The sequence below is a fragment of the Pseudomonas sp. ICMP 3272 genome, assembly GCF_001466905.1.
In the GTDB taxonomy this organism is placed as follows: domain Bacteria; phylum Pseudomonadota; class Gammaproteobacteria; order Pseudomonadales; family Pseudomonadaceae; genus Aquipseudomonas; species Aquipseudomonas amygdali.
Genome location: NZ_LKEK01000062.1, coordinates 51596 through 66654 on the forward strand (window position 1 = coordinate 51596; position 15059 = coordinate 66654).

Genomic DNA, 15059 nt, shown 5'->3' on the forward strand with positions numbered 1-15059 from the left:
CCGACACGGTTACTCGTAATCCATCACGAACGGCAGGAAGCCGTCGGCATTACCCGGATTGGTCGGCGTGCCGTTGAGCACATAGACCGCGCCAAAATTGATTTCAGCAGTCGCACCGCTGGCACCATCCTTGATGAGCGTGGTGTCGACGGTTTCAGCACCGCTCAGATCCATCAGAACGCTTGAGGCATTGAGCAGGCCGATACCGACGCCATCTGCCGCGCCGGTAGTGCGCAGAAGTTTGGCATCGTTATTGTCCAGACCGCTGCCGTTACGGGCAGTAAGGCGCATCTTGACCATGCTGTATTGATCTGCGCCCGCGCTACAGTTGACCAGCAGTTGAATAGGCGTAGCCGTTTCGAATCGACTTTCACTCGATACACCAATATCAGAGAAGGAGACGTTACCCAGGTCGACATTGATTTCGCCAGGGTTGGTGCCCGCACTGACGCCCGTGCCCGGTCCCACATCGCAGGAGATATTGGTCAGGGTGCCGTTGAAGACCATTTTTCCGTTGTTCGCCGCACTGGCGGTACCCGCCATACCAACGCCCATTACGCCCAGAACTGCCAATGTAAGAGAGAGCTTTTTCATGCTAACGACCTTCCTTGTGTTATGTCGTGTGTGCCCGCTATCGGACGGTGAGCACTATAGATCCAGGTCTATTTCGATGCTGTCAGCTGGATAACTTTTAACCCGCAGACAACACAACACGACACGCAGGACAGGTCTGTAGGAATACCAGGCGTCTTGCGCAAGTAGGCTAATTAAGGCTGTTACACAGTGGGGCGCCGATGTTTTAAACCGCGGCGATTTCAGTTTTGAAAGGGCTGACTGGATACTGGACCGTCACTTAAACGTGGGTGACAGTCCGGTCGAAAAAATAGTACAGATCTGTATTTATTGATAGCTCAACGTGATGACTCCAGCGCGGGCCTGCAGGGCCTCGCCGTCGGTCTCGGCGACCGGAAGTACCTGATAGTGCGCGACAAACGGCACGAATTGATCACCACATGCATTGTGTTCGGTGCTCACCTGCATATTGATGCCCGGTGCAACTTGCAGAATGCGCGCATGAGCAACAGGCGCATTCACATTAATGTCGGAAATCACGCAACTGCTGTTGACGATACTGCCATGCAACGTCAATGCGCCGTCCTTTGCCCATGAAAAAGCAGGCGCAGCCAGCAAGGGAACCGACACCATGACGGCCCCCAAACCCTGGCGAAGAAACAAACATTTCAACATAACTTTCCAGGTCGATTTTTTACTGTTCATGGCGTTCTCCACTCATAGGCTCATACAGTGAGTTAAGTTGATGGGAGAATTAGCTGCCAGAAGCCGACCTAGGAAAATGTAGGAAAACTCTTAGGACTTTATAAACATCTGGACAAATAGCTCTTCAACATAGATATCGTCCGTTAGCGGATTTTCTTGACTGCACGCCATGCGCAGTGGAGGCTTTCTGACAAACCTGACAGCTAAAAGTCATTCTGCTGACCGGGTTTGCAGGCTATAAGGAAGCCGTAAAAAAATATTACTCCCGTACCGACATTTGGCGTTTTCTTCATATGCGCAGAAAGACCCTGACCGTCACCGCTGTAGTCCTGCTGATAGCCTGCGTGGCCATTGCCGGATGGAAACTGACACGCCCTGCCACACTCCCGAAAAGCTCCGTGACTGCGGTGCCTGTCAAGGTGATCACGGTCAGCATTGAGGACGTACCACGTTTCGTCACCGGGATCGGCTCGGTGCTGTCGCTGCAAAGTGTGGTGATCCGTCCTCAGGTAGATGGCGTACTGACGCGCGTGCTGGTCAAGGAAGGTCAACAGGTCAAGGCCGGCGAGTTGCTGGCGACGCTGGATGACCGCTCGATCCGCGCCTCGCTTGAGCAGGCACGCGCCCAGCTGGCGCAGAGCAAGGCGCAGCTTGATGTCGCGCAACTGGACCTGAAACGCTATCGCCAGCTCACTCAGGACAACGGTATTTCGCGTCAGACATTCGATCAGCAGCAGGCACTGGTCAGGCAACTCGAAGCCACGGCGAAAGGCAACGAAGCAAGCATCAACGCCTCACAGGTGCAGCTCTCCTACACCCAGATTCGCTCGCCGGTTGCGGGCAGGGTCGGCATCCGCAATGTCGATGAAGGCAACTTCCTGCGCGTCAGCGATGCTACCGGGCTGTTTTCGGTGACACAGATCGACCCGATTGCGGTGGAATTCTCTCTGCCTCAGCAGATGTTACCGACCCTGCAGGGGCTGATTGCCGAGCGTAGCGCTGCGACCGTCAAGGCGTATCAGGGCGACGGCGCGGCCAACGGACTGCTTTTGGGTGAAGGCACGCTTTCGCTGATCGACAATCAGGTTTCGGCAACCACCGGCACGATCCGCGCCAAGGCTCAATTCAAAAACCCCGGCGAACAACTCTGGCCTGGGCAACTGGTCACGGTGAAGATCCAGACCGGTGTCGAATTCAACTCGCTCAAAGTACCGCCACAAGTAGTGCAGCGCGGCATCGATCAGCACTTCGTCTATCGACTCACTGCTGATAAAAAAGTGGAAGTCGTACCGGTCAAGGTGCTTTATCAGGACAGCGAGCAGACGTTGATCAGCGGTCCAAATGCCGGAGATGTGCTGGTCAGCGACGGCCAGTCGCGACTGCGGCCTGGGGCAACTGTCGAAGTGGTCAGCGCACCCGCCCCGGATGTCGCGAGCGCGCAAGTGGAGCACGCACGATGAGTGGCCGAGGCTCGGTATCGGCGTGGTGCATCGACCACCCGGTGGCCACCTTGTTATTGACCTTCGCGCTGGTACTGCTGGGGGTCATTGCCTTTCCACGACTGCCGATTGCGCCGTTGCCGGAAGCGGAGTTCCCGACCATTCAGGTTACCGCGCAGTTGCCCGGTGCCAGCCCGGAAACCATGGCGTCTTCGGTTGCCACACCGCTGGAAGTGCAGTTCAGCGCGATCCCCGGCATGACCCAGATGACCTCCAGCAGCGCGCTGGGGTCCACCAACCTGACGCTGCAATTCACCCTCAACAAAAGCATCGACACTGCCGCCCAGGAAGTCCAGGCCGCCATCAACACTGCGGCGGGGCGTCTGCCAGCCGACATGCCGAGCCTGCCGACCTGGCGCAAGGTCAACCCGGCTGACAGCCCGGTGCTGATCCTGAGTGTCAGTTCCAGCCTGATGCCCGGCACGGAGCTGAGCGATGTCACCGAAACCATCCTGGCGCGCCAGCTCAGCCAGATCGAAGGCGTGGGCCAGGTGTTCATCACCGGCCAGCAAAGGCCAGCGATTCGTGTGCAGGCTGCCCCCGAAAAACTGGCCGCGCTGGGGCTGACCCTGGCCGACATTCGCCTGGCGGTGCAACAGACCAGCCTCAACTTGGCCAAAGGTGCCTTGTACGGCAAGGACAGCATCTCGACACTGTCGTCCAACGATCAGTTATTCAAGCCGCAGGACTACGCGCAACTGATCGTTTCCTACAAGAACGGTGCTCCCGTCCAGCTCAAGGATGTGGCGCGGGTGGTCGCGGGTTCGGAAAACGCCTACGTCAAGGCCTGGTCCGGCGACCAGCAAGGCGTCAACATTGCTATTTTTCGTCAGCCGGGCGCCAACATTGTCGACACCGTGGACCGCATCCAGCGTGAGCTGCCACGGTTACAGGAAATGCTCCCGGCCACCGTTGACGTCTCGGTACTCAACGACCGGACCCGCACCATTCGCGCCTCGTTGCACGAAGTGGAACTGACCCTGATGATCGCAGTGCTGCTGGTGGTGGCGGTCATGGCGCTGTTTCTGCGCCAGCTGTCGGCCACGCTGATCGTCAGCGCGGTGCTCGGGGTATCGCTGATCGCCAGCTTTGCGATGATGTACCTGTTCGGCTTCAGCCTGAACAACCTGACACTGGTAGCCATCGTGGTCGCGGTAGGGTTCGTGGTGGACGACGCCATCGTGGTGGTGGAGAACATCCATCGCCACCTTGAAGCCGGACAAGGCATGCGCGAGGCCGCCATAAAGGGCGCGGGGGAAATCGGCTTTACCGTGGTGTCGATCAGCTTCTCGCTTGTGGCCGCGTTCATTCCGCTGTTGTTCATGGGCGGCGTGGTCGGGAGGCTGTTCAAGGAATTCGCCCTGACCGCCACTGCAACCATTCTGATTTCGGTGGTCGTCTCCCTGACCCTGGCGCCGACCCTGGCGGCATTGTTCATGCGCGCCCCCACGCACAACCCGCATCAGAAGCCGGGCTTCGGTGAACGTTTGCTGGCCTCCTACGAGCGAGGCTTGCGCAAGGCGCTGGCCCATCAGCGACTGATGCTCGGCGTGTTCGGCCTGACTCTGGCGCTGGCGGTAGTCGGCTACATCCTCATACCCAAGGGCTTCTTTCCGGTTCAGGACACCGCTTTTGCACTTGGCACTACCGAGGCCGCTGCCGACATTTCCTACCCGGACATGGTGGAAAAACACCTGCAATTGGCAAAAATCGTCGGCGCAGACCCGGCAGTGCTGGCGTTCTCGCATTCAGTCGGTGTGTCAGGCAGCAACCAGACCATCGCCAACGGCCGCTTCTGGATCTCGCTCAAGCCGCGCTCCGAACGCGATGTGTCGGTCAGTGAGTTCATCGACCGCCTGCGCCCCAAACTGGCGAAAGTCCCCGGCATCGTTCTGTATCTGCGTGCCGGACAGGACATCAACCTCAGTTCCGGGCCGAGCCGCAGTCAGTATCAGTACGTGCTCAAGAGCAACGACGGCGAATTGCTCAACACCTGGACGCAACGGCTGACTGAAAAGCTGCGCAGCAATCCGGCGTTTCGCGATATGTCCAACGACTTGCAACTGGGCGGCAGCGTCACCCATATCGATATTGATCGCAGTGCTGCCGCGCGATTCGGCCTGACCACCGCCGACGTCGATCAGGCGCTGTACGATGCGTTCGGCCAGCGGCAGATCAGCGAGTACCAGACCGAGGTAAACCAGTACAAGGTGATCCTCGAACTGGATGCCCAGCAGCGTGGCAAGGCCGAAAGCCTGGCTTACTTCTACCTGCGCTCACCGCTGACCAATGAAATGGTGCCGCTGTCGGCACTGGCCAAAGTCAGTGCGCCGCGCATGGGCCCGCTGTCGATCAGCCACGACGGTATGTTCCCGGCTGCCAACCTGTCATTCAACCTGGCGTCCGGGGTCGCACTGGGCGACGCGGTAAGCATGCTCGATCAGGCCAAGAAAGACATCGGCATGCCCGCCTCGATCATCGGCAGTTTTCAGGGTGCGGCGCAGGCATTCCAGAGTTCGCTGGCCAACCAGCCGTGGCTGATTCTCGCCGCGCTGGTGGCGGTGTACATCATTCTGGGTGTGCTTTATGAAAGTTTCGTGCACCCGCTGACCATTATCTCCACCCTGCCCTCGGCAGGTATCGGCGCGCTGTTGCTGCTATGGATGATGGGGCAGGACTTCTCGATCATGGCCCTGATCGGCATCGTGCTGCTGATCGGCATCGTCAAGAAGAACGGCATTCTGCTCGTGGACTTTGCCCTGCAAGCGCAGCGTGAGCAGGGCCTGTCGCCGCAGGAGGCCATTTATGAGGCCTGCATTACCCGTTTCCGACCGATTATCATGACCACCCTTGCCGCCCTGCTCGGCGCACTGCCGCTGATGCTGGGTTTCGGGGTCGGTGCCGAACTGCGTCAACCGCTGGGTATCGCAGTGGTCGGTGGCCTGCTGGTGAGCCAGATGCTGACCCTGTTCACTACGCCGGTCATTTACCTGCAACTGGAGCGGCTGTTTCATAAACGCCACCCGGCGCCCGCCGCACCCGCGCTGGCCCTTCACAAGTGAGAGTCACCCGATGCGCGTGCTGATTATCGAAGACGAAGAGAAAACCGCAGACTACCTGCGTCGCGGCCTGACCGAACAGGGCTACGCCGTCGACGTGGCGCGCGATGGCATCGAAGGTCTGCACCTGGCGCTGGAGAACGACCACGCGATCATCATTCTCGACGTGATGCTGCCGGGCCTGGATGGTTTTGGTGTGTTGCGTGCGCTGCGTGCGCGCAAACAGACGCCCGTGATCATGCTGACCGCGCGCGAGCAGGTCGACGACCGCATTCGCGGCCTGCGCGAAGGCGCCGATGACTATCTCGGCAAACCGTTTTCCTTTCTGGAACTGGTCGCCCGTCTCCAGGCGCTGACCCGCCGCAGCGGTGGCCATGAACCGGTGCAAATCACTATCGCCGACCTGTGGATAGACCTGATCAGCCGCAAGGCGACCCGCGCCGGAATGCGTCTGGACCTGACCGCCAAGGAGTTTTCGCTGCTCAGCGTGCTGGCCAGACGTCAGGGCGACATCCTCTCCAAGACATCAATCGCCGAGATGGTCTGGGACATCAACTTCGACAGTGATACCAATGTGGTCGAAGTCGCGATCAAACGCTTGCGGGCCAAGCTGGACGGTCCTCACGAACATAAACTGCTGCACACCATTCGTGGCATGGGCTATGTGCTGGAGAATCGCAGTGCGGGTTGATTCGATTGCCCTGCGCCTCAGCGGGCTGTTCGCGCTGGTGGCACTGGTGGTGTTCCTGCTGATCGGCTGGGCCTTGTACCTGCAGGTCGACAAAAGCCTGGACCTGTTGCCGCGTGCCGAAGTCGATGCGCGCTACAGTGTGCTGGAATCGGCCGTCGGACGTTTCGGCAACCCGGAGCACTGGGGCAAGATCAAGGCAAAACTGGAGTTGCTCAGCGAGGAAGACAAGCGCTTGCGTTTCTGGGTAGTGAGCGACAACCCGCTGTACGAATTCGGCAACCCGGACGCGAACATTCGTCGTTTCGCGCAAGGCGCACCGGGTATGCATGACCTGAAACTGGCCGATCACCCGTTCGCATTCAAGGTGCTGGTCAGCGAATTCCCGGCCAAGGAACAGCGCCCGGCGCTGCGTTTTCTGACCGCCATCGATACCGAGACATTCTGGCATACCCAACACTCGCTGCTGGTCGCGCTGATCAGCCTGGCCACGCTGGGTATTTTGCTGGCTTCGGCGCTTGGTTACTGGGTCGCGCGCATCGGCCTGCGTCCGTTGACCAGTCTCTCGCAGGAGGTCCAGAAGCTCGCCCCGCCAAGGCTGTCCGGGCGCTTGCAGATTTCGCCGCTGCCACCGGAGCTTGAACAGTTCGTCGCTTCGTTCAACTCCACGCTGGAACGGGTCGAGCAGGCCTACTCTAGGCTCGAGTCGTTCAATGCCGATGTGGCGCACGAGCTTCGTTCACCGCTGACCAACCTGATCGGCCAGACCCAGGTGGCGCTGACCCGCGGCCGCTCTGCCGAGCATTATTTCGAGGTGTTGCAATCAAACCTCGAAGAGCTGGAGCGTTTGCGCTCGATTATCAACGACATGCTGTTTCTGGCCAGCGCGGATCAAGGCACCAAGGTCAAAGCACAGACCTGCGCGTCACTGGCAGACGAAGTCGCCACCACGCTGGATTACCTGGATTTCATTCTGGAAGATGCCCACGTGCAAGTCCGGGTTCAAGGCGACGCCAGCGCACCGATTGAAAAGCCCCACTTGCGCCGCGCCTTGATCAACCTGCTGCACAATGCCGTGCAACACACCGACGCCGGTCAGGTCATCGAGGTAACTATCGAGTCGCGCGATGCCCATGTGAGTATCGGCGTGACCAATCCTGGCATGCAGATAGCCCCGGAACATTTGCCCAGGCTGTTCGAGCGCTTTTATCGGGTCGATGCCTCACGCAGCAACAGCGGCGCCAATCATGGCCTTGGGCTGGCCATCGTCAAGGCCATTGCATTGATGCACGGCGGCACCGTGTTCGTGAACAGCGACAAGGGTGTCAATACGTTCGGCATACAGCTGCCCCGCTGATCCCTTCAAGAAATAAATTACTCCCCCTGTTTTTTACAGTCGCCCGTGTGCGTCTGTTCGCATCATTTTAAATACACTTGCTTTATTCACATTCCATTCATATGAGGCTATAAGGAGCGTGCTATACACCCAGCATTAAAATCATAAAAATAATGATAACTGTCTTAACCATTTATCAAGATTCATTCGTCTGCAGGTAGAACAACCAATGATGTTGTTTGCGTCATCTCGGCAAGACCGGCTCAAATGGACCCGACCGGAACTCATGCTGATCTTTGGCAGCTCACTGTCAATGTTCGCCATACTGGGGATTGTGGCGTCTTTACTGGCCCGGGAGCGTGACGACGCAGCGCAGACTGCCGCGCGTGCGGCGGCCAATATCGTGCAATTGATTGATGCCGACGTCATGCATAACGCAGAACTTTACGACTCGTCCCTGCAAGGCATGATCAGCGCATGGCAGCGTCCGGACCTTCAGGACCTGTCACCCGAACTGCGACAACTTGTCCTGTTTGATCGCGCCACTGCAGCGTCTTTCAAAGGCGATCTGGTAATGCTCGATAACAAGGGCGCCATACTGGCTGACTCACTGTCCGTCATCCCTCGAAACGACAACTTCTCCGACCGCTCCTATTTCAAAGACCACAAGGCGGACCCTTCGCTGGGTCTGCACGTCAGTGCGCCGTACAAAAGTCGTTGGGGTTACAAGGACTGGTGCATCAGTTTCAGCCGTCGCATGTCAGGCCCCAACGGAGAGTTCAACGGCATTGTAAGTGCGGCAATGCGGCTGGTGTATTTCAAACACTTGTTCATGAGCCAGAATCTGGGTGTCGGCAGCAGTATCAACCTGATCAATACCGCAGGCATCCTGATCGTCCGCTACCCCGATCTGGAGGGCGAAGACCTGATCGGCAAGGACTACAGCCACAGCCCCAACTTTCAGCGCATTCTTCAAGAAGGAGATGGCAGCTTTGCTGCCATGTCGACGCAGTTGAACGCTCGTCGGCTGTATACGTTTTCCCGGGTCGGCAATCTGCCGCTGGTTGTCGTCATCGGTCAGTCCGAGGACGAGGTGTATGCGGTATGGCGGCGCAATGCATGGCTGGTCGGTTCCGCTACCAGCGTACTGTGTCTCGGAATCCTGTGGCTGACATGGCTGCTGTGTCGTGAGTTGCGACGACGCCATCGCGCTGAAGATGCACTGGCCAGCCTGGCTGCGACGGACGGTTTGACCGGGCTCGACAATCGTCGCCAACTTGACGAAGCCATGGAAACCGAATGGGCGCGGGCACAACGCTCAGGCAAACAGCTGTCCTTGCTGATGATCGACGTAGACCATTTCAAGGCATTCAACGAGCGTCATGGTCATCAGGGCGGGGACGAAGCACTGCGCCTGATTGCACAAACCATCTCCTTCAATATCCGCCGACCCGGCGACCGGGTTGCACGTTATGGCGGCGAGGAGTTTGTGGTTGTGCTGCCGGAAACCGACTTGCCGGGAGCCATGATGATTGCCGAACAGATCCGCAGGGCGGCTGAATCACTGCCGCCGTTTCCGGGAGCACAGCAGCCCATCACCGTGAGTATCGGTGTTGTTTCAGAGATCGTGCGTCAGGGAGACAAGCTGGAGGCGTTTTTTGGAATAGCCGACAAGGCGCTTTATCAGGCCAAACACAAGGGTCGTAACCGCGTAGAGCATCGCAGTTCGGTTACCAGAGAGATGACCGACCAGGTTTGATGAGCTGCCGACGGGCATAAAAAAACGCCAGACTGGCTGGCGTTTTTAGTTACCGCTGCAACATCGAATTACGATGCGGCGTGGGCTGCACGTGCTGCGTCACGCAGTGCTTTTACTTTGTCGTGGTTGGCCAGAACGCCAGCCTGCTGCTTTTCAATCAGCGCAATAACGTTAGGGGCAACGTTCTTGGCACGGGCTTTTTCCAGCGCTTCGCGATAAGCCTTCTTGGCAACGTCTTCGCCTTTTTCGACTTCTTCCAGTACAGCCTTGTCGTCATCCGAAGTCACCATCGACTTCAGGTTGACCCATGCGCGGTGCAGTGCGCCAGACACGCTGGACGAGTCTTCAGGCTTGCCACCCAGTGCGGTCACTTCAGCTTGCAGTTCACGAACAGCCGCAGCCACTTCAGTAGAGCGGTTGGCAAGGAACGATTTTACCTGGGCGCTTTTTGCGTGTTCTGCGCTGGTACGGAAACCTTCTTCACCATCTTTGCTGGTTTCGATCAGGTCATTCAGGATAGAGATCGTTTCTTTGTTGATATCAGTCATTTGATAATTTCCTAATGGCAGGTTGATACGAAAGTGTTCGATGTATAGGTAATTGCAGACACCGTGCCAGTTTCTGATATGAAAATAATTTATTAAAATCAATATCTTACGAAATTTTCACAATTGGCTGTTCGTGACTTCTGCATGATCTGTCGTTTGGCCTGCATGCAGAATGCACGTATCGTACTGGCCGAGAGAGAAATACAGGCGTATCGCGGATGAATCCGGAAAAACTCAAGCTGCTGGTGACGCAGGAAATGCCATTCGGCAAATACAAAGGCCGTCTGATCGCCGACTTGCCAGGTCATTATCTGAACTGGTTCGCGCGCGAAGGCTTTCCGAAAGGTGAACTGGGAGGTTTGCTGGCATTGATGCAGGAAATCGATCACAACGGCCTTGGCGCGCTATTGGACCCGCTGCGCACGCGCCCACGTCAGTCGTTCAAGGACAAGGGATAAACAAAGAGGCGGCCCGGGGGAGAAAAAAACGGTGCTCCGGACCAGGGAGCACCGCAAAGCCATACAACCAACAACAACTTCCTTGTCGGAATCAGCCGCAAAGGGGCTGACTCCGAAATCCTGAAAATCAGTCAAACAACGCCATTGCCTGCGCAGTGGCTTCCTGAATGCGGCCCCAGTCGCCATTCTTGACCCAGGCGTTATCAATCATCCAGGTCCCGCCCACGCACATGACGTTGGGCAAGGCCATGTAGCTCTTCAGGTTCTGCTCGTTGACGCCGCCAGTCGGGCAGAAACGCACCTCATTGAAAGGTCCGCCCAAGGCCTTGATCGCCGCCACACCGCCGCTGATCTCGGCCGGAAACAGCTTGAAACGGCGATAGCCCATGGCATAACCGATCATGATTTCCGAGGCACTGCTGACGCCCGGCAAAAGGGGCAACGGGCTGTCGACTGCGGCTTGCAGCAGGTCTTGCGTGCTGCCAGGGGTCACAATGAACTGCGAACCTGCCGCTTCGGCATCTGCCAGCATCTTGCGGTCCAGAATGGTGCCGGCACCCACACACAGTTCCGGACGCTGTTCACGCAGAATACGGATGGCGCTCAGACCGAACGCCGAGCGCAGCGTAACTTCCAGTGCAGTCATGCCGCCAGCGGCCAGCGCATCGGCCAGAGGCAGCACATCCTGGTCACGAGCAATGGTGATGACCGGCAGAATCTTTGCCTTGGCGCAGAGTTCGTCAATCTGGGCAATCTTGTTCGCCATGCTGATGAGCGGCTGATTATTTTCGTTCTGTGTCATGGCGACGTTTCCTTTGCTTATGGGCACCAGTAAATCTCGAGAGACGGGTTGAGAAACGCACGCACCGGCATCTCGGCGAGGTCATCGCCCGCCAGCGCGGTGCGCAGGGTGTCGAGTTTGGCCTGGCCGGACACCGACAGGATCGGCGAACGTGCCGACGCCAACAGGCGGCGGGTCAGGGTCAGGCGCTGATGCGGCACGCTCGGTGCGAGCATCGGCAGGCAGCGGCGCTCGCCTTGCAGATCGAGGGCTTCTTTCAGGTTCGGGCTATCGGGGAACAGCGACGCGGTATGCCCGTCGTCGCCCATGCCCAGAATCAGTACATCAATCGGTGGCAGCTCGGCCAAGGCCTGATCGGCAGCGAGCGCTGCCTCCTCGACACTGCCCGCAACGCTGTACAGCCCCAGAAACTTCGCCTTCGCCACAGGCCCCTGCAGCAAGTGGCGCTGCAGCAGGCCCGCATTGCTGTCGGCATGCTCGGTCGGCACAAAACGCTCGTCAGCCAGGCTGATGACTACTTTCGACCAGTCCAGCGGCTGCACGGCCAGGCTCTTGAAAAAGGCCACCGGACTGCGACCACCGGACACCACCAGGGTCGCCAGACCGTTTTCGCCAATTGCCTGCTTCAGGCGCTCGGCGACGTTGGCAGCCAGCGCATCAGCCAGTTGCTGCGGTGTGTCGAAATCACGTGCTACCAGCCCTGCTGGCAGCTCAAGGTCACATATCGCCATACCAGGATCTCCCGTCACGAGTAATCAGGGCAATGGAGCTCATTGGCCCCCAGGTTCCGGCAGGATAAGGCTTGGGCGCATCGCCCGCCTTCTTCCAGCCAGCGATCAACTGATCACACCATTGCCAGGCGTACTCGATTTCATCTTTGCGGACAAACAGGTTCTGATTGCCACGCATGACTTCCAGCAACAACCGCTCATAAGCGTCGGGGACACGAGCGCTGCGGTAGGTGTCGGAAAAATTCAGTTGCAAGGGCCCGCTGCGCAGCTGCATGCCTTTGTCCAGCCCCTGGTCCTTGGTCATCACCTGCAAGGAAATGCCTTCGTCGGGCTGCAGGCGGATGATCAGGCGGTTGCTGATCTGCAAACGCTGTTCCGGCGCGAAGATGTAGTGCGGCGGCTCTTTGAAATGGATCACGATCTGCGACATTTTCTGCGGCATGCGCTTGCCGGTACGCAGATAAAACGGCGTACCCGACCAGCGCCAGTTGCGGATATCGGCACGCAACGCGACGAAGGTTTCAGTATCGCTCTGGGTGTTGGAGTTCTCTTCTTCCAGATAACCCGGCACCGCCTTGCCTTCGCTGTAGCCAGCGGTGTACTGCCCACGCACCACCTGGGTCGCCAGACGCTCGGGCGTGAACGGTGCCAGCGCCTTGAGCACCTTGACCTTCTCGTCACGAATACTGTCGGCCGACAGGTCACTGGGCGGGTCCATGGCGATCAGGCAGAGCAGTTGCAGCAAGTGGTTCTGAATCATGTCGCGCAATTGACCGGCCTGATCGAAGTAGCCCCAACGGCCCTCGATGCCGACCTTCTCGGCAACCGTGATTTCCACATGAGAAATATGGTTCTGGTTCCACTGGGTTTCGAACAGGCTGTTGGCGAAACGCAGGGCAATAAGGTTCTGTACCGTGTCCTTGCCCAGATAGTGGTCGATACGATAGACGCGGTTTTCCGGGAAGAACTGCGCCACTGCGTCGTTAACCCGGCGCGAAGAAGCCAGGTCGTGGCCAATGGGCTTTTCCAGCACGGCGCGAGTTCGCTCGGCCAGATTGACCGAAGCGAGGTTCTCGCAGATTGCGCCGTAGACCGAGGCCGGGGTGGCGAAATAGGCGATCAGGGTTTCCGCAGTGCCGACGCGTTCGGCAAGCGCGACGTAGTCCTCAGCCTTGAGGAAGTCGACATGCAGGTAGCTGAGGCGCGCCAGAAACCGGCCCAGGTTGTCGGGCTCGAGTTCGGCCTCGGGAATGAAGCGGCGCATGGATTTTTCGATATACGCCAGATGCGACTGTTCGTCGCCGGGTTCACGCGCCAGGGCAAGAATTTTTGTGTCTTCGTGCAGCAGTCCAGCGCGATCAAGCTGATAAAGAGCCGGGAACAGCTTGCGTACCGCCAGGTCCCCCAAGGCACCAAACAGGGCAAATGTGCACGGTTCAACCGTAATCAAGGGCATAATGTTGGTTCTTTTATCAAGTTAGGCTACAAATACCTTTTTTAAAGGCGTTACTCAAGGCCATATGTAGTAATAACCACAACATTCTGCCTAAAAGCATATTCCAGTGGTGATCAACACAGGCCCTCAGTACGATAGGCCACCTTTGCTACAGGCTAAAGAGCTAAAAAAAGCTCAGGCCAAAACCGTTGGTGAATCAGCCCCCGACAAGGACTTTGAATGGACCGCGTAAGAAACCTCCTGGAGCAAATCCAGGGCCGACTCGATGAGTTGAACAAGGCCGAGCGCAAGGTGGCCGAAGTGATCCTGCTCAACCCGCAGATGGCAACGCGGCTGAGCATTGCAGCGCTTGCCCAGGCCGCCAAGGTCAGCGAACCGACGGTTAACCGCTTCTGCCGTTCGTTCAGCGTCAGCGGTTATCCGGAGCTCAAACTGCAACTGGCCCAGAGCCTGGCAAGCGGCGCAGCCTATGTCAGCCGCGCTGTGGAAGCCGACGACAATCCCGAGGCCTATACCCAGAAGATTTTCGGTAGCGCCATTGCTTCGCTCGACAGCGCCTGCCAGCAACTGGACCCGGCGCTGATCAGCAAGTCCGTGGACATGCTGATCCAGGCACGGCAGATCCACTTTTTCGGGTTGGGTGCCTCGGCGCCGGTGGCGCTTGATGCGCAGCACAAATTCTTCCGTTTCAACCTGGCGGTCACGGCGCATGCCGATGTGCTGATGCAACGAATGATTGCGTCGGTGGCCCATACCGGTGAATTGTTCGTGATCATTTCCTACACCGGGCGCACGCGCGAGCTGGTGGAAGTGGCCCGCATTGCCCGTGCAAATGGCGCTTCGGTGCTGGGCCTGACGGCAGCTGGCTCGCCACTGGCGCAGGCCAGCACTGTGAGCCTGAACATTCCCCTGCCGGAAGACACCGACATCTACATGCCGATGACCTCGCGGATCATCCAGCTCACCGTTCTTGATGTGCTGGCCACCGGCATGACCCTGCGCCGCGGCGTCGACTTCCAGCCGCACCTGCGCAAGATCAAGGAAAGCCTGAATGACAGCCGCTATCCGATCGAGGATCAGGGCTGACTGGGTGTCGTTGACTATCGTTCATCCTGCGTAGTAATGCCTTTCGTGACGCTCTGCGTCACACAGCGGTTCTGTGACTTCAGGTGAATTGGTGTTCGGCTCAGATTCTCGTTCCCACGCTCCGCGTGGTAATGCCTATCGTGACGCTCTGCGTCACACAGCGGTTCTGTGACTTCAGGTGAATTGGCGTTCGACTCAGATTCTCGTTCCCANCAGATTCTCGTTCCCACGCTCCGCGTGGTAATGCCTTTCGTGACGCTCTGCGTCACACAGTTCTGCGATTCAGCGAGATTTCGGCTCGACTTGAGTCACCTTTTCGCCCCTCGGCGAGTTACTTTGATGGGGCCAAAGTAACCAAA

Annotated in this window: 13 protein-coding genes; 7 read left to right on the plus strand and 6 right to left on the minus strand. The window is 58.1% G+C overall.

What is annotated here, in order from left to right:
* Positions 1–9 precede the first annotated feature (9 nt).
* Both AO068_RS17420 and AO068_RS17425 read right to left on the minus strand, forming a co-directional pair.
* Positions 10–594 carry a fimbrial protein gene (locus AO068_RS17420; RefSeq protein WP_058401696.1) on the minus strand — a complete coding sequence of 195 codons (585 nt, stop codon included), beginning with the start codon at positions 592–594 and terminating at the stop codon, positions 10–12.
* Between the two features lie 306 nt (positions 595–900).
* Positions 901–1278 carry a hypothetical protein gene (locus AO068_RS17425; RefSeq protein WP_058401695.1) on the minus strand — a complete coding sequence of 126 codons (378 nt, stop codon included), beginning with the start codon at positions 1276–1278 and terminating at the stop codon, positions 901–903.
* A 293-nt stretch (positions 1279–1571) separates the two neighbouring features.
* Between AO068_RS17425 and AO068_RS17430 the strand changes: the two genes are divergently transcribed.
* The 5 genes from AO068_RS17430 to AO068_RS17450 all read left to right on the plus strand — a co-directional run bounded on the left by AO068_RS17430 (position 1572) and on the right by AO068_RS17450 (position 9619).
* The gene (locus tag AO068_RS17430) at positions 1572–2738 is read left to right on the plus strand and encodes an efflux RND transporter periplasmic adaptor subunit (RefSeq protein WP_058408982.1); all 1167 of its coding nucleotides are present in this window, start codon (positions 1572–1574) and stop codon (positions 2736–2738) included.
* Positions 2735–5839 (plus strand): multidrug efflux RND transporter permease subunit, encoded by a 3105-nt coding sequence (locus AO068_RS17435; RefSeq protein ID WP_058401693.1) that lies wholly within the window; start codon positions 2735–2737, stop codon positions 5837–5839. The genes AO068_RS17430 and AO068_RS17435 overlap by 4 nt, the downstream gene beginning before the upstream one ends.
* Positions 5840–5849: 10 nt before the next feature.
* Positions 5850–6527 carry a heavy metal response regulator transcription factor gene (locus AO068_RS17440; protein WP_002552331.1) on the plus strand — a complete coding sequence of 226 codons (678 nt, stop codon included), beginning with the start codon at positions 5850–5852 and terminating at the stop codon, positions 6525–6527.
* A complete protein-coding gene (locus AO068_RS17445; RefSeq protein ID WP_080394947.1) occupies positions 6517–7881 on the plus strand; it encodes a heavy metal sensor histidine kinase in 1365 nt (454 codons plus the stop codon). Before AO068_RS17440 ends, AO068_RS17445 begins: the two co-directional genes overlap by 11 nt.
* Positions 7882–8089: 208 nt before the next feature.
* Positions 8090–9619: a sensor domain-containing diguanylate cyclase gene (locus tag AO068_RS17450; RefSeq protein WP_058408984.1), complete on the plus strand. Its 1530-nt coding sequence runs from the start codon at positions 8090–8092 to the stop codon at positions 9617–9619.
* A gap of 68 nt (positions 9620–9687) precedes the next feature.
* Here AO068_RS17450 and AO068_RS17455 read toward each other — a convergent pair whose 3' ends face one another.
* Complete coding sequence (locus AO068_RS17455) at positions 9688–10167, minus strand: PA2169 family four-helix-bundle protein (protein ID WP_058401690.1); 480 nt, start codon at positions 10165–10167, stop codon at positions 9688–9690.
* Positions 10168–10385: 218 nt separating this feature from the next.
* On the opposite strand from AO068_RS17455, the gene AO068_RS17460 reads away from it, so the two are divergent.
* On the plus strand, positions 10386–10625 hold the full coding sequence (locus tag AO068_RS17460) for a DUF3820 family protein (protein WP_003341842.1): 240 nt from the start codon (positions 10386–10388) through the stop codon (positions 10623–10625).
* A 127-nt stretch (positions 10626–10752) separates the two neighbouring features.
* Here the strand turns inward: AO068_RS17460 and AO068_RS17465 are convergent, their stop codons facing one another.
* From AO068_RS17465 to zwf, 3 genes are read right to left on the minus strand one after another with little or no spacing between them, the layout of a single operon-like run.
* Positions 10753–11427 (minus strand): bifunctional 4-hydroxy-2-oxoglutarate aldolase/2-dehydro-3-deoxy-phosphogluconate aldolase, encoded by a 675-nt coding sequence (locus tag AO068_RS17465; protein ID WP_002552327.1) that lies wholly within the window; start codon positions 11425–11427, stop codon positions 10753–10755.
* A 17-nt stretch (positions 11428–11444) separates the two neighbouring features.
* Complete coding sequence (pgl, locus tag AO068_RS17470; protein ID WP_044319951.1) at positions 11445–12158, minus strand: 6-phosphogluconolactonase; 714 nt, start codon at positions 12156–12158, stop codon at positions 11445–11447.
* The gene (gene zwf / locus AO068_RS17475) at positions 12145–13614 is read right to left on the minus strand and encodes a glucose-6-phosphate dehydrogenase (RefSeq protein ID WP_004656035.1); all 1470 of its coding nucleotides are present in this window, start codon (positions 13612–13614) and stop codon (positions 12145–12147) included. Before zwf ends, pgl begins: the two co-directional genes overlap by 14 nt.
* A gap of 219 nt (positions 13615–13833) precedes the next feature.
* On the opposite strand from zwf, the gene AO068_RS17480 reads away from it, so the two are divergent.
* The gene (locus AO068_RS17480; RefSeq protein WP_002552324.1) at positions 13834–14700 is read left to right on the plus strand and encodes a MurR/RpiR family transcriptional regulator; all 867 of its coding nucleotides are present in this window, start codon (positions 13834–13836) and stop codon (positions 14698–14700) included.
* Positions 14701–15059 lie beyond the last annotated feature (359 nt).

Bases quoted from the DNA above. Each gene is read 5' to 3' on its own strand.
- AO068_RS17420 (WP_058401696.1), bottom strand. From the start codon at position 594: ATGAAAAAGCTCTCTCTTACATTGGCAGTTCTGGGCGTAATGGGCGTT.
- AO068_RS17455 (WP_058401690.1), bottom strand. From the start codon at position 10,167: ATGACTGATATCAACAAAGAAACGATCTCTATCCTGAATGACCTGATC.
- AO068_RS17425 (WP_058401695.1), bottom strand. From the start codon at position 1,278: ATGAACAGTAAAAAATCGACCTGGAAAGTTATGTTGAAATGTTTGTTT.
- AO068_RS17450 (WP_058408984.1), top strand. From the start codon at position 8,090: ATGATGTTGTTTGCGTCATCTCGGCAAGACCGGCTCAAATGGACCCGA.
- pgl (WP_044319951.1), bottom strand. From the start codon at position 12,158: ATGGCGATATGTGACCTTGAGCTGCCAGCAGGGCTGGTAGCACGTGAT.
- AO068_RS17430 (WP_058408982.1), top strand. From the start codon at position 1,572: ATGCGCAGAAAGACCCTGACCGTCACCGCTGTAGTCCTGCTGATAGCC.
- AO068_RS17440 (WP_002552331.1), top strand. From the start codon at position 5,850: ATGCGCGTGCTGATTATCGAAGACGAAGAGAAAACCGCAGACTACCTG.
- AO068_RS17435 (WP_058401693.1), top strand. From the start codon at position 2,735: ATGAGTGGCCGAGGCTCGGTATCGGCGTGGTGCATCGACCACCCGGTG.
- AO068_RS17480 (WP_002552324.1), top strand. From the start codon at position 13,834: ATGGACCGCGTAAGAAACCTCCTGGAGCAAATCCAGGGCCGACTCGAT.
- AO068_RS17460 (WP_003341842.1), top strand. From the start codon at position 10,386: ATGAATCCGGAAAAACTCAAGCTGCTGGTGACGCAGGAAATGCCATTC.
- zwf (WP_004656035.1), bottom strand. From the start codon at position 13,614: ATGCCCTTGATTACGGTTGAACCGTGCACATTTGCCCTGTTTGGTGCC.
- AO068_RS17465 (WP_002552327.1), bottom strand. From the start codon at position 11,427: ATGACACAGAACGAAAATAATCAGCCGCTCATCAGCATGGCGAACAAG.